This is a genomic window from Rhodococcus sp. NPDC059179 (assembly GCF_042754885.1).
Lineage (GTDB): Bacteria > Actinomycetota > Actinomycetes > Mycobacteriales > Mycobacteriaceae > Rhodococcus_G.
The window spans coordinates 250717-269942 of sequence record NZ_JBHZBV010000001.1; the positions used below are offsets into that span (position 1 = coordinate 250717).

Genomic DNA, 19226 nt, shown 5'->3' on the forward strand with positions numbered 1-19226 from the left:
AGACGGACGTCTCGACCCCGATCATGCGCCCGCAATCCCTCGACGCGCCGCCCATTCCCGCTCAGTGGGCCACCCACGCGCTCCGCGCACAGTCGGGGTGGCCGCATACTCGGGGCATGAGCACTGAGAACCGAGGCGCCGCGGATCGCGCCGAGCTGGCAGACCTGGTCGGCCGGTACGCCGCGGCGGTGGACGGCCGCGACGCCGCGGCGCTGACCGCGCTGTTCACCGCCGACGCGCAGTTCGTGCAGCCACCGGCGTTGGTGCGCCGCGGCCAGGACCCGGTGACCGCGGGCGCCGAGTCGATCTCGACCACCGTGCTCGCCGCGACTGCCCACCTGCACTCGACGCACCACGCGGTTCACCAACAGGTCCTCGACCGCACCGACGGCGATGCGGCGGTCGGACAGACCTACTGCACCGCGCACCACATCTACCGGGCGAAGGACGGCACCATGCGCGACAACGCCGTCGCGATTCGCTACCAGGACCGCTACCGCAAGACCGACGGTCGCTGGCAGATCGCGCGCCGCGAGCTGGTGGTCGACTTCGCCGACGACCGCGCGGTGACGGTCCCCGGCGCCTGACCCAACCCCAACTGACGCGATGGGCCATTCGGGAATGACGACGGGTCAGGGCACGCCGAGCAGCCGCAGGATCGCGGCGGTAGCGGCGGCGGCCAGGATCGACACCACGAACGGCGCCTTCCGCCACACGAGCACGCCGCCGACGAGGACGCCGACCGGACGCGCGATTCCGGCCGCTCCGCCGCCCTCGGTGAGGGCGCCGGTCGCCGCGACCGCGGTCAGCAGGACGACGGCGCCGGTGGCCAGCACCGTCTCGAGCCGGTCCGGGACGATGCCGCGCGAGCGCAGTGCCGGACCAGCGAAGCGGAACGCGTAGGTGCCTGCGCCGAGGACCAGCACGGCGATCACCAGCAGCAGGGGCGAGTTCACGACGCCGTCACCCGTGCGCTCGACGGCTGCCGCGCCCGGCCCGGCAGCAGCGCGAGCAGGGCCACCAGGGACAACAGCACCGGCACCCCGGCGGGCAGGACTCCGGTGACGGCGATGGCGATCAGCGCGCCGAGGACCGCGATCCGCGCGGTCGACCGGTCACGCAGCGCCGGGAACACCAGCGCGACAAGCACTGTCGGGAACATCGCGTCGAGGCCGAAGGCGTTGATGTCGTCGATCATGGTGCCCGCGGTCGCGCCGATCGCGGTGCCGAGCGGCCAGCACAGCCCGACCCCGATCCCGCTGGCCCAGTAGGCGGCCCGCTTGCGGTCCGGGTCGGCCTGCCCCAGCGCGAAGACCGCACTCTCGTCGTTGAGGAGGTGGCTACCGAGCACCCGCCGCCAACCCTTGCCGGTGACGTCGCCGATGCCCAGACCGAACGGCACGTGCCGGGCGTTGACGAGCAGTCCGCCGATCAGGGCGGCGAGCAGGCTGCCGCCGCCTGCGACGATCCCGACGAACAGGAACTCCGACGAACCGGCGAGCACCACCGTGGACATCAGGATCGGCACCCACGGGGCGAACCCGAGCCCGACCGCAATCGCACCGTAGGAGACGCCGACGGCACCGACGGCCAGCGCGACCAGCGCGATGTCCCGTCGGAGGACCCGATCGATTGTTCGCCATGTCGAACGCATGACTCTTATAGTGAACATCTCGACCTGTGTTCGTCAACCTGAACGCCTGTACCGATATGGTGAACGCATGGCACCGGACGGCAAGGCCCCTCTCGACGTCATCGCGGCCTCGCTGCGCCGCGAACGCGAACGCGCAGGCCTCTCGCTGACCGAGGTCGCCCGGCGCGCCGGGGTCGCCAAGTCGACGCTCTCCCAGCTCGAGGCGGGCACCGGAAACCCCAGCGTCGAGACGCTGTGGGCGCTCAGCACCGCGCTGGACATCCAGTTCGCCCAGCTCGTCGATCCCCCGCGGCCGAGGGTGCAGGTGATCCGGGTGGACGAGGGTCCGGTACTGCGTTCCGAACGGACCGACTACCAGGCCACGCTGGTGTCCTCCTGCCCGCCGAACGCCCGCCGCGACGTCTACCGAATCGCCGTCGAACCGGGTCCCGCCCGCGAGTCCGACCCGCACCTGCCCGGCGTCGTCGAACACGTCGTGATCAGCGCGGGCCGGGCCCTGGTCGGCGTCACCGAGGACCCGGTCGAACTCGGCCCCGGCGACTACATCGCCTACCCGGGCGACGTCGCCCACGTGTTCCAGGCACTCGAACCGGGCACCCGGGCCGTCCTGATCTCCGAGCACCCCTGAGCGGGACGCTTCGGAAGGATCAGCCCTGGGTTCCGGGGCTGATCCTTCCGAAGCCGCGCATGCTGGAGACATGACCGAGCGCAAGCCGTGGGACGTGCCGTTCGAGTCGTGGGTCGAGCGACAGATCCGGCTCGCGCAGGAACGCGGCGAGTTCGACAACCTGCCCGGCGCGGGCAAGCCGATTCCGCACCTGGGCGACGACGACGAACTGTGGTGGGTCAAGAACAAGCTGCGGGCCGAGGGCCTGTCCACCGAGGCCCTGCTGCCGCCGTCGCTGCAGTTGCGGCGCGAGGTGCAGCGGCTACCCGACACGATCGCGGACCTGCCGACCGAGCAGTCGGTGCGCGACGTGGTCGCCGAGCTGAACCGACGGATCGCCGACTACCTGCGGGCACCGAGTGCCCCGGTGGTGCCGGTGCACCGGGTGGACGCCGATGCGCTCATGTCCATCTGGCGGGCAAGACGCGGTCCCCGGCCCCGGTGAGGGAGCCGTCAGGCGAGGGACATGCGCGCCGAGCACTCGGCCATCTCGTCCAGCACCGCCTCGAGCGTCGTCGCGCGCCGGGACGCCGACAGCAGGATCCGGTCCGACCCGAGCGACTGTGCCCACTCGACCTTCGACTCGTCCATCTTCGGCAGGATGTGGCCGAGCACCAGCGCGACCTCGGACGGATCGCGGCCGGCCGAGGTCGCCGCCGCACGCATCAATGCGACGGCCGCGTCCAGGTCGTTTCCACCGAGACCGAGCGGCTGAAAACCGTTGCCCAGCCGTCCCGCTCGCCGAGCGGCGGCCTTGCTGTGCCCGCCGATGCACAAAGGAACGCCGGACTCGCGGAAGGGCTTCGGGAACGAGTAGGCGCCGGTGAACCCGTAGTACTCGCCGGCGAAGTCGACACCCTCGGCACCGCCGGCCCACAGTGCCCGCAGCACGGCGATGGCCTCGTCCGCGATCTTCCCGCGACGGTCGAAGTCGCCGCCGCAGGCCTCGATCTCCTCACGCATCCAGCCGAGGCCGAGGCAGATCCGCAGGCGACCGCCCGACAGCCGGTCGAGGGTCGCGAGCCGCTTGGCCAGCACCACGGGATTGTGATTGGGCAGCACCAGCACGCCGGTCGCAAGGCCAAGGGTGGTGGTGGCGCCGGCAACGAACGAGAGCAGCTCGAGCGGGTCGGGCAGCGGGCAGTCGTCGGGCAGATGCGACTTGCCGGTCGGCGAATAGGGGTACTCGCTGCCGGTGTTCGCGATCACCACCGAATGCTCCACCGCGGAGATCTCGTCGAATCCGAGTGACTCTGCCGCCCTGGCGAACTCGAGCACCTTGTCCGGATCCCCCGCCATGCCGAGTTCGACCGGCATCACCACTCCGAGCTTCACCGCGCACGCCCTTTCCCGTTGTCCCGCAGCGAGATCACGCCGCGATGGACTCCACCAGCTTCGGAGCCCACACGACCTTACCCAGGAACCGGTCGGCCTCCGGATCGGTCGCCAGCCACACCGCGGCCTCGGCGGGAACCGTTGCGGGCACGGAATCGAACCCGCTACCCGTGATCGCGTCGGTGCCGCCGCGGGCCGCGCCCGACTCGGTGACCACGAACCCGGGGCTGAGGTTGAACGCCCGCACCCCGAGATGCCGGTACTCCGCGTTGACGGCACCGGCGAGCCGGCCGAACGCCGCCTTCGACGCCGCATACGACAGTCCCCAGCCACCCTCGCCGGGTGCGGCGGGCGGATCCATCGTCGCCGATCCCGACACCAGGTTGATCAGAACGCCGGACCCCTGCCCGACCATCGCCGGCAGCACCCGCTGGATCAGCGCCAGCTGGTGCAGGTAGTTGCCGCGGATCATCGTGGCGGCGTCGTCGAGTTCGATGTCGAGCACCCGATCCATGTTCCCGGCGGTCTGCGCATAGGCATTGTTGACGAGAACGTCTACGCGGCCCCAGGTTTCGAGCACCCGGTCGGCGGCGGCGAACACCGAGGCACCGTCGAGCAGGTCCATCGGAACGGCCAGCGCGTCGACACCGAGCGCCCGCACCTCGGCAGCGGTGGTCTCCAGGCTTCCCGGCACCGGGATCAGCTCACCGCGGGTGCGCGGGGGCACCCGCCCCTCGCCCTCGCGCACCGTTCGTGCGGTCAGTGCCACATCGAATCCGTTGCGCGCGAACGCGAGTGCGACCTCCCGGCCGATGCCACGGCTCGCGCCGGTCACCAGCGCGACCGGGCGGCCGCTCGCCGGCGAAGGCATCGGATCCGTCATCGTCGTGTCAGACGCCGAGGAATCGCTGTCTGCCCGACGCCTCGAATTGCGCTTCCAGTTCACGCTTGTCATCGTCGGACATCAGTGCATAGTCGGGCTCGCCTCGTCCCTGCCAGCGGAACACCGGCTCCTCACACCGCCACACCTGCGCCTGCAGCTCCCGCTTGAGCACCTTGTTCGACCCGGTGACCGGGAGGTGGGTTGACACCCGCACGAACCGGGGCGCGGACTTGGTGCCCAGATCGTCCTGCGCTGCGAGGAACGAGGCGAACTCCTCCGGTTCGAAGTCTGTCAGGTCCGACACCTCGATCGCGGCCATCACCTGGTCGCCCGACTTCGGGTCCGGGATCGCGTACACACCGGTCGCGATGACCTTCGGGTGCCTGCGGACGATCCGCTCGATCATCAGCGCCGAGGTGTTCTCCCCGTCGACCCGGATCCAGTCGCCCTTGCGGCCTGCGAAGTAGATGAACCCGGCCTCGTCGACGTAGCCGAGGTCGCCGGTCCAGTACCAACCGTGCTTGATCCGGTCGGCGACCGCCTGCTCGTTCTTGTAGTAGCCCTCGAACCGCTTGGCGCCGCCCTTGTCGACCATCTCACCGATCGCCTCGTCCGGGTTGAGCACCCGGCCGTGCTCGTCGAGCTTCGCGCGCACGCATTCGACCCGGGTCTCCGGGTCGACGACCGCGATCTCGTCGTGGGCCGGCCGCCCCAGTGCACCCTCGGGCGCCTCCGGGTCCAGCTTGACCGAGCCTGCGCCCTCCGAGGAACCGTAGCCCTCGAACAACTGGGCACCGAAGCGCCGCACGAACTCGGCCTGATCCTCCGGGGAGGCCTCGGTGCCGAACCCGCGGACCAGGGTGTTGTCGATGTCGTCGGCCTTCTCGGGCGTCGCCATCAGGTAGGACAGCGCCTTGCCGACATAGGTGAAGAAGGTCGCGCCGAAGAACTTCACGTCGGGCATGAAGCCGGACGCGGAGAACTTGCGCGCGCTCGGCAGGCACACGGTCGCGCCGTTGGCCAGCGCAGGCGCCCAGAGGGCCATCAGTGCGTTGCCGTGGAACAGGGGCATGCAGCAGTAGTCCACGTCCTCGCGGATGTGCCCGTACTTCGCGGAGTTGGCGTACGCCAGTCGGGAGAGCCGGCCCTGGCTGCAGCGAACGGCCTTGGACATGCCGGTGGTCCCGGAGGTGAACAGGAGCAGGAACAGCGTCGACTCGTCCACGGAGGCCGTCGCGACCGGCAGCTCGACGCGGTGCGCGGCGACCCGATCGAGGTACGCCGGGTCGTCGACCAGGATGAATCGGTCCTCGGTCAGCCCGAGGTCGAGTCCGCGCAGCTGCTCCATTCCGGCCGCATCGGTGACGATCAGCTGACAGTCGACATAGCGGACCTCGGCTTCGAGCTCCGCGCCGCGGCGGGTCGGGTTGATGCCCACGATCGCGGCGCCGGACAGCGCCGCGCCACCGAGCCAGAACAGGAACTCGGGGGTGTTCTCGAGCAGCACGCCGATGTGGAACTGCCCGTCGACCTGCAGCGACGTGGCCAGCGCTCCGCGGGCCGCGCTCTCGCGGACGGTCTCGTCCCACGTCCAGTCCCGCTCCCGGGTCCGCACGCCCAGGTGCTCGTCGCCCAGGCGGTCGAGCAACATCTCGGCAATGGTGGCGCGTTCCAACTCGACTCCTGTACTCGGTGACTGGGTGCTCGTTGCGGCCGTCATCACGCGGCCACAGGCGGGTTTGCGGGCTTCGGGTTCAGCACCCACTGGGTGCCACCGTAGGTCGCCTCGCCGGTCCGCCGGATCTGACCGGTCGACATGCGGTTGACCAAAGTGATCGAGTCCAGCTTCGCGGGTGCGAGCGGATCCCGGGCGGAAACCCTGGGCGAACCGAAATCGGTGGTCATGACAAACTCCTCGTGCGGCGACTTGGCCCGACGCTAACGACGCCGCCGACGGCGGGGCCCCGAAATCCCGGTCAGTGGTAGTGCCCCCGGGCACTTCCCTTCCCGGTGACCGGGAGACGCCCCACCTGCCGCCCGGGTCTGCAGTAGAACTCGAGAGCGGCCCGCGACGCGGCCCCTGATACGCCCAGATTCCCCCGATTCCTCCGATTTCGTGAAGGCGCAGTGATGACCGACAGCACCGGGAGCCGCTCGACCGGCTCCGCCTCCCCGCTCTTCCAGCCGCTCCAGATTCGTTCGCTCACCCTCGCGAACCGCGTGGTCATGTCGCCGATGACCCGGTCCTACTCGATCGACGGCGTCCCTGGCGCCGACGTCGCCGACTACTACCGGCGCCGCGCCGAGGGCGGCACCGGCCTGATCGTCACCGAGGGCGTCGCGATCGATCACCCCACCGCGGTCGACAACTCGCGCGTCCCCCACCTGTTCGGGGACCAGGCCCTCGCTGGCTGGCGGACGGTCATCGACGCCGTGCACGAGGCGGGCGGCAAGATCATTCCCCAGCTCTGGCACGTGGGCCCGCTGTGGGGCGCGATGAGCAAGGTCGATCCTGCGCTCAAGCCGATGCGTCCGTCCGGCGAGTGGGGCGAGCTCGGCACCACGTCGTACTCCGACGAGTACGTCGCGTGGGCGCAGACGGCCACCGAGGCGATGACCGAGCAGGACATCGCCGACGTCATCGCCGCGTACGCACGTGCGGCCCGCAACGCGATCGATGTCGGCTTCGACGGCATCGCGCTGCACGGCGGCCACGGCTACCTGCTGGACTCGTTCCTCTGGGCGGGCACCAACAAGCGTGACGACGCATGGGGCGGCGACCTCGCGCGTCGCACCCGCTTTCCCGCCGAGGTCGTGAAGGCAATCCGCGCCGAGATCGGCGAGGACCACCCGATCGTCTACCGCTTCTCGCAGCACAAGCAGCAGAACTACACCGCGCGCATCGCCGAGACCCCCGACGAGTTGAAGGTCATCCTCGGCGCGCTGGTCGACGCGGGTGTCGACATTCTCGACGCCAGCATCCGGCGGTTCGACTTCCCCGCCTTCGAGGGCAGCGACCTGTCGCTGGCCGGCTGGGCAAAGGAGGTGACCGGGGCGATCACCATGGCCGTGGGCAGCGTCGGCATCGGGAAGTCGCTGCGCGACAGCCGCATCGAAGGGTCCGCGCCGGTGGTCGACAACATCCCCGAGCTCGAACGACGCATCGGGACCGGCGAGTTCGACCTGATCGCCATCGGCAGGCTGCACCTGGCCGATCCCGGGCTCGCGGACACCCTGCGCGCAGGTGGTCCCCTGCCCGCCTTCGATCGGGCCCGCCACGAGGGCGTGCTGCACTAACCTGCCGGTCAACGGGCTCCGAAGCCGACCGGTCTCGGTCAGTGGAAAGCCACTCCGCGTCCTACCCTTCCCGTGAGATGTTTCGTGCAGTTCAATAGCTGCAGAAAGGCACCCTGATGAGCACTGCCACCGATCCCCAGGCGTACCTCGCGGCCGTCGTGTCCCGATTGACGGGACCGGGAGCTCCCTTCGAACTGGTCGAGGAGGACGTCCGGGGTGCGCGGATCCCGGTGATGCGGGACCGGAGGCACGCGGTGCACGAGCTGCTGACCGCGTCGCTGGCGTTCGGCGACCGCGACTACCTCGTCACCGAGGACCGCCGGCTCTCGTTCCGGGAGCACGGCGAGCAGGTGGCGGCCTTCGCGAAGGTCCTCGCCGAGGAGTACGGCGTCGGCAAGGGCGACCGGGTCGGCATCCTCGCCGCGAACACCATCGAGTGGGTCATTGCCTTTTGGGCGACGCAGTCGCTCGGCGCGATCACGGTCGGGCTGAACGCCTGGTGGGTGCCGCGCGAGATCGAGTACGGCGTCACGCTGACCACCCCGAAGGTGCTGATCGTCGACGCCAAGCGCGCCGCGCTGGTCGCCGAGTCGGACGTCGACGTGCCGGTGCTCACCATGGAGCAGGACGTCCCGCGCCTGATCGAGGCCAACCGGGGCGCCGAACTGCGCACCGCCGACGTCGATGAGGACGACCCCTCGGTCATCCTTTTCACGAGCGGGACCAGCGGAAAGCCCAAGGGCGCGTTGCACTCCCAGCGGAACCTGCTCGCGGTGTCGGACTACCACCGGTACAGCGACGCCATGATCGACGCGTTCTCCGGCCGCGAGTACGACCCGAACCGCCCCAGCGAGGCGCGGTACCTGCTGAGCTCGCCGCTCTTCCACATCGCGAGCCTGCACAACATCATCGTGCCGAAGGCCGTGTCCGGCAGCGCGATCATCATGACCCAGGGTGCTTTCGACGTCGACCGGGTGCTCGCGCTGGTCGAGCGCGAGAAGATCACGAACTGGGGCGCGGTGCCGACGATGGCGGCCCGGCTGATCGAGCACGGCAACGTCCGGAAGTACGACACCTCGTCGATGACCGCGTTCTCGCTGGCATCTGCCCCGTCGTCGGTGGCGTTCAAGCAGCGCCTGCGCGAGGAGGTGCCGTTCGCCAAGAACTCGCTCGTCGACAGCTACGGTCTCACCGAGTGCAGCACTGGCATCGCGGTCGCCACCCCGATCGACGTCGAGCAGTTCCCGGGCACCCTCGGCAGGCCGATCTTCGGCGTCGCGCTCGAGATCCGCGACCCGTTCGGCGACGTTCTGCCGGAGGGCGAGGAGGGCGAGGTCTGCGTGCGCAGCCCTTACGTCATGCTGGGCTACTGGGAGAACCCGGAGGCCACCGCCGCGGCGATCCGCGAGGGCGGCTGGCTGCACACCGGAGACTTCGGCCGGATGGACGGTGGACGGCTGCGGCTGACCGGCCGCCGCAGTGACCTGATCCTGCGCGGCGGCGAGAACATCTACCCGACGGAGATCGAGCAGGTCCTCGACGAGCATCCCGACGTCGTCGAGTGCGCCGTCGTCGGTGAGGCACACGAGGATCTCGGCCAGGAGGTCGCGGCGATCGTGGTGGTCCGCGCCGGCGCCACTGTCGACGAGGAGGAGCTGCGTCAGTTCGCGACCGAGCGCTTGTCGTACTTCAAGGTGCCGACGCGGTGGCGCCTGACCACGGAGCCCCTGCCGCGCAACGCAACCGGCAAGGTGTCCCGCATGAAGGTCAAGCTCTAGGAATGGACATGCAGCACACCGTCGAGCGGCTCGCCGCGACCGAGGCGATTCGCGACCTGGTCTACCAGTACTCGCACCTGATCGACCGCGGCGAGTTGCCCGAGGTGGCTGCACTGTTCGCCGATGCGACGTACGGCCAGTGCGACGCGAACGGGTCCCCGATCGGTGGTCTCATCGATCGGGATCCCGCCGCGGTACTGCGGGCCAACGAGTCGTTCATCCGGATGCACGGGGACCCGCCGTCCCCGCGCACCAAGCACCTGACCACGAACGTCCGGATCACCGTGGCGGACGACAATCGAACGGCCACCTCGCTGGCCTACGTGACGGTGCTCCAGGGTGCGGAGGAACTGCCACTGCAACCGATCCTCACCGGGCGGTACTTCGACAGCTTCGCCCTGTTCGACGGGCAGTGGCGGTTCACGCAGCGACTGTGCTGCATCGACCACACCGGCGATCTGTCCGCGCACGCGAGGCGCGCGCTGATCTGATCCAGTTCGTCGTCGACCAGCGTGAGCTCCCCCGGCCGTAACCGACAGAGCGGAAACCCCATGGCGCCACTGGAGATCGGACTCAACCTGCTCGGGGCCGAGGCCCTGTTCGAGGGGCGCGTCCGGCCCGTGATCGACATCGCGGCCGCCGCGGACAGGGCCGGGGTCGACCTGATCTCGACCGGGGACCACCTCGGGTTCAGCGCCGCCGCGCACGCGGAGCGGGTGCGCGAGCACGGCTTTCCGTTCCCGCTCGATCAGCCGTGGTACGAACCGATCTCGCTGCTGTCTGCGATTGCCGCAGTCACCGAGCAGGCACGCCTCGGGGTGTCGGTCCTGATCGCGACCGTCCGCCCACCGGTGCTGCTCGCCAAGCAGCTCGCGACGCTCGACGCGATATCCGACGGTCGGGCCGTCATCGGGATGGGTGTCGGTTGGCAGGAGGCGGAGTACACCGCCACGAACATGCCCTTCGATGCCCGGTTCGGCCGGATGGAGGACACGGTACGTGCCTGCCGCGAGCTGTGGACCTCCGCGCCGGCCGTCTTCACGGGCCGCGAGTTCTCGTTCGAGGACTTCCACTCGCTGCCGTTCCCGGTCCAGGAGCGGCTGCCGGTGCTGTTCGGATTCGGCGCCAGCAAGCGGAATTTCAACCGGATCGCCCGGGTCGCCGACGGATGGACCGTCAACCCCGCGGGCATGGCGACGTTCACGCAGGACGTCGCACTGCTGCGGGAATGCTTTGCCGAACACGGACGCGACCCGTCGGCACCCGTGATCCAGGTGTCGGTGACCCCCGAACGCACGGCCGCGGGCGACGTCGACCTCGACGCGACCGCCGAGAAGGCGCTGTTCTGGCACGGGGCGGGCGCGACGGTCGTGGTGTTCCGGCCGGCGGCATTCGGGGTGAGCGCGGACGAGATTCCGACGCTGCTGGACTGGATGGTCGGGCTCAAGACGGAGGCACGGCGATGACGGTGGAATCGCGGGAACTGCAGGATCTTCTCGACAAGCAGGCCATCTACGAGGTGGTGATGCGCTACTGCCGCGGCATCGATCGGCTCGACTTCGACCTGGTGCGCGGGGCGTACCACCGGGACGGCATCGACCACCACACCGGATTCGACGGCACCATCGACGAGTACATCGCCTGGGTCCGCCCCAAGTTGGAGCTTCTCGGCGGCACCATGCACCACATCGGGAACCACCTCGTCGAGTTGCGCGGCGACCTCGCGATCAGCGAGTCATATTCCACGGCAACACATTGGGGTCATCCCGACCGGGGTGACTTCACCAGCGGGGCGCGCTTCCTCGACCTGATGGAGCGCCGCGACGGCCGGTGGGCGATCGCGGAACGCTGGGCCGTGCGCGAGTGGACCCGTTCCGACGAGGGGCGGATGATCACGCCGGAGGCCGACGGACCGCGCGGCCGCCGCGACGGCACCGACCTGCTGGTCGAGTTGCGGTCGCGGCTGGCCGCGCGGTAGCGGCGCCGGGGCCGCGACGATCAGCTGCCGGTAGTGAGGTGCAGGCTGCCAAAGCTGAAACCGCTGCTGCCCGAATCGTTGCCGATGGTGATCCGCTCGCCACCCGCCGGGGTGAGGGTCGTAACGCCGTCTCCGTCGACACAGATCGCTTCGATCAGATACGTCCCATCGTCGAGAGCGGGCGAGCGATAGGTCCCGGCCGCCGGATCGCCTGCCATCGATGCCGGATTGCCTGCCACCAACTGTCCGGAGGTGTCCTTCACCTGACCCAGGCACGTGAGCAGGCTCGGGGAGGTGATGCCGGTGAATTCCACGACGACGCTCTTGCCCTCGACGTGCACTGCGGCAGAACCGGTGACCGTGGCGGAGCCGAACGCGGGGTTGGCGAGCAGGGCCAGGGCGGCGACGCCTGCACCGGCGCCGACGCGGGCAATGCTCTTGCGGGATGTCTTCACGGTATGTCCATTTCTTGACGAGTGGCCGGCTCGGTGGAGCGCGAGCCAGGATGACAGCAGACATCATGCACGCCTCGCCGAACCCGAGGCCGCATTCTCCAGAAATGGATCAAACCTTCTAATTATAGTGTCTAACACAATGGTTCAACGACAGATGCCGCCCACCGCACTCAGAGTGCTCACCGTCGCGTGTGAGCCGTAGAATCAACAGGGTGACCAGCTCACCGGCCGCATTCTCCGCCGTCGCCGCGCTTCGCGAGCGTGTCGCGGGCGAGGTGGACGATGGCACACGGCGTCGGGCCGAGTACAGCTCCGACGCCTCCAACTACCGGGTCGTGCCCGCCGCCGTGGTGTTCCCTCGGTCCGATGACGATGTGGCCGCCGTGCTGGACGTCGGCCGTGCCCACGGTCTCCCCGTCACGGCCCGTGGCGCCGGAACCTCGGTGGCGGGCAACGCAATCGGACCGGGCCTGGTCCTCGACTTCAGCCGACACCTGAGCCGGATCATCGCCCTCGATCCGGACGGGCGGACCGCGGTCGTGCAGCCCGGCCTGGTGCTGAGCACGCTCCAGCGGGCGGCCGCCGCGCACGGCCTACGGTTCGGCCCCGACCCGTCCACCCAGGATCGCTGCACCCTCGGCGGGATGATCGGCAACAACGCCTGCGGCCCGCGGGCCGTCGCCTGGGGTCGCACCGCCGACAACGTGCACGGCCTGCGGATCCTCGACGGCACCGGGGCCGAGCGCCGACTGGCCGACGATCTCGCGGCCGTGCCCGGGCTCGACCGTCTGGTCTCCGACAACCTCGCGGTGATCCGGACCGAACTGGGCCGGTTCGAGCGGCAGGGGTCGGGATACGGGCTCGAGCACCTGCTCCCCGAGCGCGGGCACCACGTGGCCCGCGCCCTCGTCGGGTCCGAGGGCACCTGCGGGCTGATCCTCGACGCGACCGTCGCGCTGGTCCCGGTCCCGGCGGCCACCGCGCTCGCCGTCCTCGGCTACCCCGACATGCCTGCCGCCGCGGACGACGCCGCCACGCTACTGACCGGGCGCCCGCTGGCGATCGAGGGCATCGACGCCCGGCTCGTCGACGTGGTCCGCAGGCACAAGGGCGCGGGTGCGGTTCCGGACCTGCCCCGAGGCGCAGGCTGGCTGTTCGTCGAGGTCGACGGCGCCACGTCGGCCGATGCGCTCGCCAGGGCGGCCGAGATCTGCCGCGGTTCCGGCGCGCTGGACAGCCGAGTGGTGCCGACCGGCCCGGAATCGGCTGCGCTGTGGCGGATCCGCGCGGACGGCGTCGGGTTGGCAGGCCGCACCGTCGACGGGCAACCGGCCTGGCCCGGCTGGGAGGACGCCGCGGTCCCCCGCGAACGCCTCGGCGCCTACCTGCGCGACTTCGCGGATCTGACCAGTCAGCACGGGGTGGACGGCCTGCTGTACGGGCACTTCGGCGACGGCTGCGTGCACGTCCGGTTGGACCTGCCCATCGCGGACGCACCACAACGCTTCCGCGCCTTCCTGCTCGACGCCGCGGCGCTGGTGGCCGGCCACGGCGGCTCGCTGTCCGGCGAGCACGGCGACGGCCGCGCCCGCTCAGAGCTACTGCCGCTGATGTATTCGGCGCCGACGCTCGCCGCATTCGCCGGCTTCAAGGCGGTCTTCGATCCGGACGATGTCCTCAATCCGGGCGTGCTGGTGGACCCAGCACCCATCGACGCCGGCCTGCGGGTCGCGCAGGCGGCACGGGTCCCGTTCGTCGGCGGCCTCGCGCTGTCACGGGACCGCAGCGACCTGAACATGGCTGCGCACCGCTGTGTCGGCATCGGCAAGTGTCGCGCGGACACGTCGGCGTCGGGCGGCTTCATGTGCCCGTCCTACCTCGCGACCGGCGACGAGAAGGACAGCACCCGCGGTCGGGCCCGTGTCCTCCAGGAGGTGATCAACGGCTCCCTGGTGGCGGGTGGATTCGGCTCACCCGAGCTGGAGGAATCCCTCGACCTGTGCCTGTCCTGCAAGGCGTGCGGGTCGGACTGCCCTGCCGGGGTGGACATGGCGGCATACAAGTCGGAGGTGCTGTATCGGCGGTATCGCCGCCGTCCGCGTCCGCGCACCCACTACGCGCTCGGAATGCTGCCGCGGTGGTCGCGGGCCGCCGGACGACTACCACGGATCATCAACGCGGCGAGCACAATCGGGCCGCTGCGACGGTCCGGTATGCGGATGGTCGGCCTCGATCCGCGCCGCGAGATCCCACGGTTCGCCGACCAGAGCTTCCGGAAATGGTGGCGGCGGCGGCCGGTCCCGAACGGATCCGGCCGCGAGGTGCTGCTGTGGGTCGACACCTTCACCGACGCCTTCTCCCCTGAGGTGGCTGAGGCGGCTGTGGCGGTGCTGGAGGGCGCCGGATACCGGGTGCTGGTCACCGCGCGGCGCGCCTGCTGCGGCCTGACCTGGATCAGCACCGGGCAGCTCGACGGCGCGCGAAAGCAGTTGCGCGCCACCCTCGACCAGCTGACCCCGCACCTTGACGCCAAACGCCCCATCGTCGGGCTCGAACCGTCGTGCACCGCTGTCCTGCGCTCGGACCTGCGGGAGCTGCTGCCCGACGACCCACGCTCGGCACGGGTCGCCGCGTCGACACACACCCTCGCCGAATTCCTCACCGCGGAGAACTGGCAACCACCGGACCTGACCGGCATCGAGGTCGTCGTCCAACCCCATTGCCACCAGCACGCCATCATGGGATTCCGGCCCGACCGCGCACTCCTCGACCGCGCAGGAGCGACGGTGCATCAACTGGCGGGCTGCTGCGGGCTCGCTGGCAACTTCGGTATGGAACGCGGCCACTACGACGTCTCCGTCGCCGTCGCGAACAACGCCCTCCTCCCCGCACTCGATGCACACCCCCACGCCGTGCTGCTCGCCGACGGATTCTCGTGCCGCACCCAGGCCGCCCAACTCGGCGGACGCGCAGGCATCCATCTGGCACAACTGATCCACGCCCATACCGAACGGAGACCTGACACGTGAACAACGGCCAACCGGAAGTCACTGCACCCGAGGCGATCCGGTCGCTCGTCGCCCGCATCGCGCACGCCGCGGACGAAGGCGACGTCGACACCTACGCCGACCTGTACACCTCGGATGCCGTGTGGGAGATGGCCGGCAAACCAGCGAACGTCGGCCTCACGGCCATCCAGTCCGCGACCCGTGAGCGACGCGCCGCGGGCACCTCCGGGCCGGGCACCGCCACCCGCCACATCACCAGCTGCGTGGCCGTCACCGTCGACTCGCCCGACGAGGCGCATGCCGAATCGGTGTGGCAGTTCTTCGCCGACACCGCCACCGCGCCTCGACTGACCGCCATCGGGCGCTACAGCGACACCTTCCGCCGGGTCGACGGACGCTGGCTGCTCGCACGCCGCACCATCGCCGTCGGCTGACCCGTCACTCGGGCAGCTCCGGCAGCTGAGGCAGCTGCCCGCCCACCATTGTCCGAATGTCACACTCGTTCAGCTGAAGTGAACGAGTGTGACATTCGGACAGTGGGGTGCCCTGGTCCCGCTCAGTCCACCTGTGGCGCCCACTGCACGCCGTTGATGTGCCCGCCACCGTCGACGAACAGCGTGTTACCGGTCAGGTAGCGCGACTCGTCGCTCGCCAGGAAGGCGGCGACCGGACCGATGTCGTCGAGTGGGTCGCCGATGCGTCCCATCGGGTTCGCCGATGCCATCGACGCCGCCATCTGCGGGTTGGCGTCGGCCACCCGCTGGTATGCCGCGCTCTGCGCACCCGGGCAGATCACGTTGCAGCACACTTGCTTCGGTGCCCATTCGCGGGCGGCGGTTCGGGTCAGCGCCCGCAGCGCCTCCTTGGCCGCGTTGTAGGCAACCGAATACATGTGGGCGTTCACACCGTTGAGGCTGGCCAGGTTGATCACCCGCCCGGTGCCGCGCTTCTCGAGCTCCGGGAAGGACCGCTGCATGGCCCAGAACGCGGCCATCACTCCCATGTCGAAACCGGCCGTCATGGTGTCCGGATCGGTCTTCTCCATCCGCGCGTAGCCGAACGAGCGCCAGGCATTGTTCACGAGAATGTCGAGCCGTCCGAACTCGGCGACAGCGGCATCCACCATGGCCTCGACCTGCCCGCGATCGGTGACGTCTGTGCGCACGAACGTCGCCCGCACGCCCCATGTTTCGGTCAGCCAGCGCGCGGTCTCCGCGCCCGCGGCCTCGTCGATCTCCGCAACCAACACTTTCGCGCCCTCGCGGGCCAACGCACCGGCGATGCCCCGGCCGATCCCCATCCCGGCTCCGGTGACTACCGCAACCCGACCGTCCAGCTTGCCCATGAAAATGCATCTCCTTCGTCGCTGCCTGTGAGTCCTTCTGGCCCCCCACGGGACCAGAAGGACTCACGGGTGGCGGAGCCGCCTACCGCGGGCGCGGCACGCCCGCGACGATGAACAACCCTTCGACCGACACGCACACCTCGCCTGCGGCGTTCTTGATGTCGCCCACGGTCTGAATCTTGCGGCCGTCCACCGAGACCTGCCTGCCGGTGATGGTCAGGGGCTCGAACAACGGCGTCGGCTTGTGGTAGCGCGTGTTGAGCTGCGCGGTCATCCCGGCCTTGCCACCCCACGCGTTCGCGACGCCGAGCACGTGGTCGAGGAGCATCGCGGAGACGCCGCCGTGCACGCACCCGGGCGGGCCCTGGTACGGCAGGGTCATCGTCACCACACCCTGCACCGAACCGTCCTCGAGGCCCTCGATCACCAGGGGCGGCGCGATCGCGTTCTCCGGACCGGTGATCGGGTCGTGCCGGGTGACGCCCTCGCCGCTCCACATGTCGATCATCCGTTCGGCCACCTCGGGGGCGTGCTCCTCGAGATGATCGGCGATGCTGTTCAGCTCCTCCGCGACACGGTCCAGGTTGGCGTTGCCTCGGTCGGTCCGGAGCATCGCGTCGATCACCCGGCGGGCGGCCGCGGTCGCCCGGTCCACCGGGGTGTCCTGTGGCGCCGACGTGAGAACCGTTCCGTCGGGATGGCTTTCGACAGTGGGGTGGTCCCCGGACTCCATCACGACCGCACCTCCATGCTGGCGTGGGTGAGCACCGGCCCGCCGTCGCGTTCGGGGCATGTCGCCAGCAAGGTCAGCTGGTCCCCGTCCCGCCAGACGGCGGTCTCGATGGTCTCACCAGGGAACAGCGACCCGGCGAACCGCACCGAGAAGTTCCGCACCCGGGACGGATCACCGTCGAGAACCCCGTCGACGACGGCCTTGCAGACGACGCCGTAGGAGGCCAACCCGTGCAGGATCGGCCGGTCGAAGCCTGCCATGGTGGCAAACGCGGGGTCGGCGTGCAGCGGGTTCATGTCGCCGCTGAGGCGGTAGACCAGCGCCTGCTGCGCGCTGGTCGGCGAGACCAGAACCTTGTCGGCTTCCCGTTCGGGAATCGAGCTGGTCACCTCGGGCCCGGACTCGCCACCGAAGCCGCCCTCGCCCCGGGCCCAGATCTGCATCCCGGTGGTCCACAACGGGTTTCCGTCGAGGTCGCTGGCTGACTGCTCGAGCACGATGACCGCCGCCTTGCCCTTGTCCCAGACGTCGGCGACCCGCGACGAGATGGTCGCGGTACCCGACGTCGGGATCGGGGCGTGCAAGGTGAGCGACTGACCGCCGTGCAGGATCTTGCGCAGGTCGATGTCGATGCCGGGCATGTTCATTCCGGCCGGCTTCAGTGTCCCGGCCGAAACTCCCTGCCCCGCGACCATCGCAAACGTCGGCAGGACCTTCAGGCCCTTCTCGTACACCCAGCCCAGCTCGGCGGGGTCCAGCGAGTTGACACCGGCACCGAGGCCCAGGTGGTAGAGCAGTACGTCCCGCTCGGTCCAACTGGCCTCGCGGACGGTCGGCTCGGCGGACAGGGCCGCGTTGACATCGATTGGCATTGTTCTTACGACTCCTTGGTGATGGTGCCGGACCGGTAGACGGTGACCACACAGGCACCGCCGAGGCCCAGGTTGTGTTGCAGCGCAACGGTTGCGCCCTCGACCTGCCGGGCATCGGCCTGACCCCGCAGCTGCCAGTTGAGCTCGGCACACTGCGCCAGGCCGGTGGCGCCGAGCGGATGCCCCTTGGAGATCAGGCCGCCGGACGGGTTGACGACCCAGCGGCCGCCGTAGGTCGTGGCGCCGGACTCGACGAGCTTTCCGCCCTCGCCCGGTGCGCACAGGCCCAGGCCCTCGTAGGTGATGATCTCGTTGATCGCGAAGCAGTCGTGCAGTTCGATCACGTCGACGTCGTCGATGGTCAGACCGGACTGCGCGAACACCTGCTCGGCGGCCGCGCGGGTCATCGGGGCACCGACGACGTCGATCATCGACTTGTCGGCGAACGCCTCGGCGGTGTCGGTGGTGATCGCCTGCGCGACGATCTCGATCGCCTGGTCCTCGAGGCCGTGCTCGCGCACGAACTTCTCGCTGACCACGATCGCGGCACCGGCGCCGTCGGAGGTGGGCGAGCACTGCGAACGGGTCAGCGGCGCGTGAATCATCTTGTCGCCCAGCACCTGGTCGAGGGTGTACTCGTCCTGGAACTGCGCGTACGGGTTGTTCACCGAGTGCCTGTGGTTCTTCACCGCGACCGCGGCGATCTGCTCGGCGGTGGTGCCGTAGCGCTCCATGTGCTCGACCGCGGCGCTGCCGAACAGCTGCGCCGTCATCGGACCCTTGGCCCAGCCGAACTTGTCGACCATCACCTTCAGCTGGTCGTCGAGGGTGGTGACCTTCGGCATCTCGCCGGTCCCGGTGAGCGCGGTCTTGGTCATCTTCTCGAAGCCCACGGCCAGCGCGCAGTCCACGAAGCCGGCCTGCACCCACTCCCGCGCCATCAGCAGCGCAGTGGAGCCGGTGGCGCAGTTGTTGTTGACGTTGACGATCGGGATGCCCGTCAGCCCGGTCTCGTAGAGCGCCCGCTGCCCCGCGGTGGACGCCCCGAACACGAAGCCCGCCGCGGCGCGCTGCACCTGTGAGTACTCGATGCCGGCATCGGCGAGCGCCTTGCCGACGGCCTCGGTGACCATGTCCGGGTATTCCCAGTCGCGGGACTCGATCTTCTCGAACTTGGTCATGCCGACGCCGACGACAAAGGTGCGGTTCATGTGCTTACGT

The 19226-nt window shown here is 69.7% G+C and carries 21 protein-coding genes; 10 read left to right on the forward strand and 11 right to left on the reverse strand.

Annotated elements, in window-relative coordinates; translation table 11 throughout:
• The first annotated feature begins 116 nt into the window (after positions 1–116).
• Positions 117–587, forward strand: coding sequence for a nuclear transport factor 2 family protein (locus ACFXMV_RS01155; protein WP_378499918.1), 471 nt, complete (start codon positions 117–119; stop codon positions 585–587).
• A 45-nt stretch (positions 588–632) separates the two neighbouring features.
• Here the strand turns inward: ACFXMV_RS01155 and ACFXMV_RS01160 are convergent, their stop codons facing one another.
• Together ACFXMV_RS01160 and ACFXMV_RS01165 are read right to left on the reverse strand one after the other, a co-directional pair.
• The gene (locus tag ACFXMV_RS01160) at positions 633–956 is read right to left on the reverse strand and encodes an AzlD domain-containing protein (protein ID WP_378499928.1); all 324 of its coding nucleotides are present in this window, start codon (positions 954–956) and stop codon (positions 633–635) included.
• Entirely contained in the window at positions 953–1654 is a 702-nt protein-coding gene (locus tag ACFXMV_RS01165) for an AzlC family ABC transporter permease (RefSeq protein ID WP_378502691.1), read from the reverse strand. The genes ACFXMV_RS01160 and ACFXMV_RS01165 overlap by 4 nt, the downstream gene beginning before the upstream one ends.
• A 67-nt stretch (positions 1655–1721) precedes the next feature.
• Here ACFXMV_RS01165 and ACFXMV_RS01170 point away from each other — a divergent pair, with 67 nt between their 5' ends.
• Both ACFXMV_RS01170 and ACFXMV_RS01175 read left to right on the forward strand, forming a co-directional pair.
• A complete protein-coding gene (locus tag ACFXMV_RS01170) occupies positions 1722–2282 on the forward strand; it encodes a helix-turn-helix domain-containing protein (protein WP_378501508.1) in 561 nt (186 codons plus the stop codon).
• A 70-nt stretch (positions 2283–2352) separates the two neighbouring features.
• On the forward strand, positions 2353–2766 hold the full coding sequence (locus tag ACFXMV_RS01175) for a DUF1992 domain-containing protein (protein ID WP_378501507.1): 414 nt from the start codon (positions 2353–2355) through the stop codon (positions 2764–2766).
• A gap of 8 nt (positions 2767–2774) precedes the next feature.
• Here the strand turns inward: ACFXMV_RS01175 and ACFXMV_RS01180 are convergent, their stop codons facing one another.
• The 4 genes from ACFXMV_RS01180 to ACFXMV_RS01195 are packed head-to-tail and all read right to left on the reverse strand — an operon-like array spanning position 2775 to position 6444.
• Positions 2775–3656 (reverse strand): LLM class F420-dependent oxidoreductase, encoded by an 882-nt coding sequence (locus tag ACFXMV_RS01180; RefSeq protein ID WP_378501506.1) that lies wholly within the window; start codon positions 3654–3656, stop codon positions 2775–2777.
• Between the two features lie 34 nt (positions 3657–3690).
• Positions 3691–4527, reverse strand: coding sequence for an SDR family oxidoreductase (locus ACFXMV_RS01185; protein WP_378501505.1), 837 nt, complete (start codon positions 4525–4527; stop codon positions 3691–3693).
• Between the two features lie 19 nt (positions 4528–4546).
• The gene (locus ACFXMV_RS01190; RefSeq protein WP_378502690.1) at positions 4547–6259 is read right to left on the reverse strand and encodes an AMP-binding protein; all 1713 of its coding nucleotides are present in this window, start codon (positions 6257–6259) and stop codon (positions 4547–4549) included.
• Positions 6259–6444, reverse strand: coding sequence for a hypothetical protein (locus ACFXMV_RS01195; RefSeq protein ID WP_378500949.1), 186 nt, complete (start codon positions 6442–6444; stop codon positions 6259–6261). The genes ACFXMV_RS01190 and ACFXMV_RS01195 overlap by 1 nt, the downstream gene beginning before the upstream one ends.
• Before the next feature lie 225 nt (positions 6445–6669).
• Between ACFXMV_RS01195 and ACFXMV_RS01200 the strand changes: the two genes are divergently transcribed.
• From ACFXMV_RS01200 to ACFXMV_RS01220, 5 genes are all read left to right on the forward strand, one after another.
• Positions 6670–7836 carry a 12-oxophytodienoate reductase gene (locus ACFXMV_RS01200; protein ID WP_378500948.1) on the forward strand — a complete coding sequence of 389 codons (1167 nt, stop codon included), beginning with the start codon at positions 6670–6672 and terminating at the stop codon, positions 7834–7836.
• 116 nt (positions 7837–7952) lie between these two features.
• Positions 7953–9614 carry a class I adenylate-forming enzyme family protein gene (locus tag ACFXMV_RS01205; RefSeq protein WP_378502689.1) on the forward strand — a complete coding sequence of 554 codons (1662 nt, stop codon included), beginning with the start codon at positions 7953–7955 and terminating at the stop codon, positions 9612–9614.
• Positions 9615–9616: 2 nt separating this feature from the next.
• Positions 9617–10105, forward strand: a complete 489-nt coding sequence (locus ACFXMV_RS01210) for a nuclear transport factor 2 family protein (protein WP_378500946.1) — start codon at positions 9617–9619, stop codon at positions 10103–10105.
• Between the two features lie 60 nt (positions 10106–10165).
• Positions 10166–11080 (forward strand): TIGR03619 family F420-dependent LLM class oxidoreductase, encoded by a 915-nt coding sequence (locus ACFXMV_RS01215; protein WP_378500945.1) that lies wholly within the window; start codon positions 10166–10168, stop codon positions 11078–11080.
• Complete coding sequence (locus ACFXMV_RS01220) at positions 11077–11592, forward strand: nuclear transport factor 2 family protein (RefSeq protein ID WP_378502688.1); 516 nt, start codon at positions 11077–11079, stop codon at positions 11590–11592. Before ACFXMV_RS01215 ends, ACFXMV_RS01220 begins: the two co-directional genes overlap by 4 nt.
• Positions 11593–11612: 20 nt before the next feature.
• Here ACFXMV_RS01220 and ACFXMV_RS01225 read toward each other — a convergent pair whose 3' ends face one another.
• Positions 11613–12047, reverse strand: a complete 435-nt coding sequence (locus ACFXMV_RS01225) for a hypothetical protein (RefSeq protein ID WP_378501658.1) — start codon at positions 12045–12047, stop codon at positions 11613–11615.
• A 212-nt stretch (positions 12048–12259) separates the two neighbouring features.
• Here ACFXMV_RS01225 and ACFXMV_RS01230 point away from each other — a divergent pair, with 212 nt between their 5' ends.
• On the forward strand, positions 12260–15076 hold the full coding sequence (locus ACFXMV_RS01230) for an FAD-binding and (Fe-S)-binding domain-containing protein (RefSeq protein WP_378501657.1): 2817 nt from the start codon (positions 12260–12262) through the stop codon (positions 15074–15076).
• Positions 15073–15489: a nuclear transport factor 2 family protein gene (locus ACFXMV_RS01235; protein ID WP_378501656.1), complete on the forward strand. Its 417-nt coding sequence runs from the start codon at positions 15073–15075 to the stop codon at positions 15487–15489. Before ACFXMV_RS01230 ends, ACFXMV_RS01235 begins: the two co-directional genes overlap by 4 nt.
• A gap of 122 nt (positions 15490–15611) precedes the next feature.
• On the opposite strand, the gene ACFXMV_RS01240 is transcribed toward ACFXMV_RS01235, so the two are convergent.
• From ACFXMV_RS01240 to ACFXMV_RS01255, 4 genes are all read right to left on the reverse strand, one after another.
• Complete coding sequence (locus ACFXMV_RS01240; RefSeq protein WP_378502185.1) at positions 15612–16400, reverse strand: SDR family NAD(P)-dependent oxidoreductase; 789 nt, start codon at positions 16398–16400, stop codon at positions 15612–15614.
• 82 nt (positions 16401–16482) lie between these two features.
• Positions 16483–17133 (reverse strand): PaaI family thioesterase, encoded by a 651-nt coding sequence (locus ACFXMV_RS01245; RefSeq protein WP_378502186.1) that lies wholly within the window; start codon positions 17131–17133, stop codon positions 16483–16485.
• On the reverse strand, positions 17133–18005 hold the full coding sequence (locus tag ACFXMV_RS01250; RefSeq protein ID WP_378502687.1) for a MaoC/PaaZ C-terminal domain-containing protein: 873 nt from the start codon (positions 18003–18005) through the stop codon (positions 17133–17135). The genes ACFXMV_RS01245 and ACFXMV_RS01250 overlap by 1 nt, the downstream gene beginning before the upstream one ends.
• A 5-nt stretch (positions 18006–18010) precedes the next feature.
• Positions 18011–19216: a lipid-transfer protein gene (locus ACFXMV_RS01255; RefSeq protein WP_378502686.1), complete on the reverse strand. Its 1206-nt coding sequence runs from the start codon at positions 19214–19216 to the stop codon at positions 18011–18013.
• Positions 19217–19226: the final 10 nt, after the last annotated feature.

Bases quoted from the DNA above. Each gene is read 5' to 3' on its own strand.
- ACFXMV_RS01170 (WP_378501508.1), top strand. From the start codon at position 1,722: ATGGCACCGGACGGCAAGGCCCCTCTCGACGTCATCGCGGCCTCGCTG.
- ACFXMV_RS01210 (WP_378500946.1), top strand. From the start codon at position 9,617: ATGGACATGCAGCACACCGTCGAGCGGCTCGCCGCGACCGAGGCGATT.
- ACFXMV_RS01205 (WP_378502689.1), top strand. From the start codon at position 7,953: ATGAGCACTGCCACCGATCCCCAGGCGTACCTCGCGGCCGTCGTGTCC.
- ACFXMV_RS01200 (WP_378500948.1), top strand. From the start codon at position 6,670: ATGACCGACAGCACCGGGAGCCGCTCGACCGGCTCCGCCTCCCCGCTC.
- ACFXMV_RS01190 (WP_378502690.1), bottom strand. From the start codon at position 6,259: ATGACGGCCGCAACGAGCACCCAGTCACCGAGTACAGGAGTCGAGTTG.
- ACFXMV_RS01250 (WP_378502687.1), bottom strand. From the start codon at position 18,005: ATGCCAATCGATGTCAACGCGGCCCTGTCCGCCGAGCCGACCGTCCGC.
- ACFXMV_RS01220 (WP_378502688.1), top strand. From the start codon at position 11,077: ATGACGGTGGAATCGCGGGAACTGCAGGATCTTCTCGACAAGCAGGCC.
- ACFXMV_RS01255 (WP_378502686.1), bottom strand. From the start codon at position 19,216: ATGAACCGCACCTTTGTCGTCGGCGTCGGCATGACCAAGTTCGAGAAG.
- ACFXMV_RS01185 (WP_378501505.1), bottom strand. From the start codon at position 4,527: ATGCCTTCGCCGGCGAGCGGCCGCCCGGTCGCGCTGGTGACCGGCGCG.
- ACFXMV_RS01175 (WP_378501507.1), top strand. From the start codon at position 2,353: ATGACCGAGCGCAAGCCGTGGGACGTGCCGTTCGAGTCGTGGGTCGAG.
- ACFXMV_RS01165 (WP_378502691.1), bottom strand. From the start codon at position 1,654: ATGCGTTCGACATGGCGAACAATCGATCGGGTCCTCCGACGGGACATC.
- ACFXMV_RS01195 (WP_378500949.1), bottom strand. From the start codon at position 6,444: ATGACCACCGATTTCGGTTCGCCCAGGGTTTCCGCCCGGGATCCGCTC.
- ACFXMV_RS01215 (WP_378500945.1), top strand. From the start codon at position 10,166: ATGGCGCCACTGGAGATCGGACTCAACCTGCTCGGGGCCGAGGCCCTG.
- ACFXMV_RS01155 (WP_378499918.1), top strand. From the start codon at position 117: ATGAGCACTGAGAACCGAGGCGCCGCGGATCGCGCCGAGCTGGCAGAC.
- ACFXMV_RS01245 (WP_378502186.1), bottom strand. From the start codon at position 17,133: ATGGAGTCCGGGGACCACCCCACTGTCGAAAGCCATCCCGACGGAACG.
- ACFXMV_RS01240 (WP_378502185.1), bottom strand. From the start codon at position 16,400: ATGGGCAAGCTGGACGGTCGGGTTGCGGTAGTCACCGGAGCCGGGATG.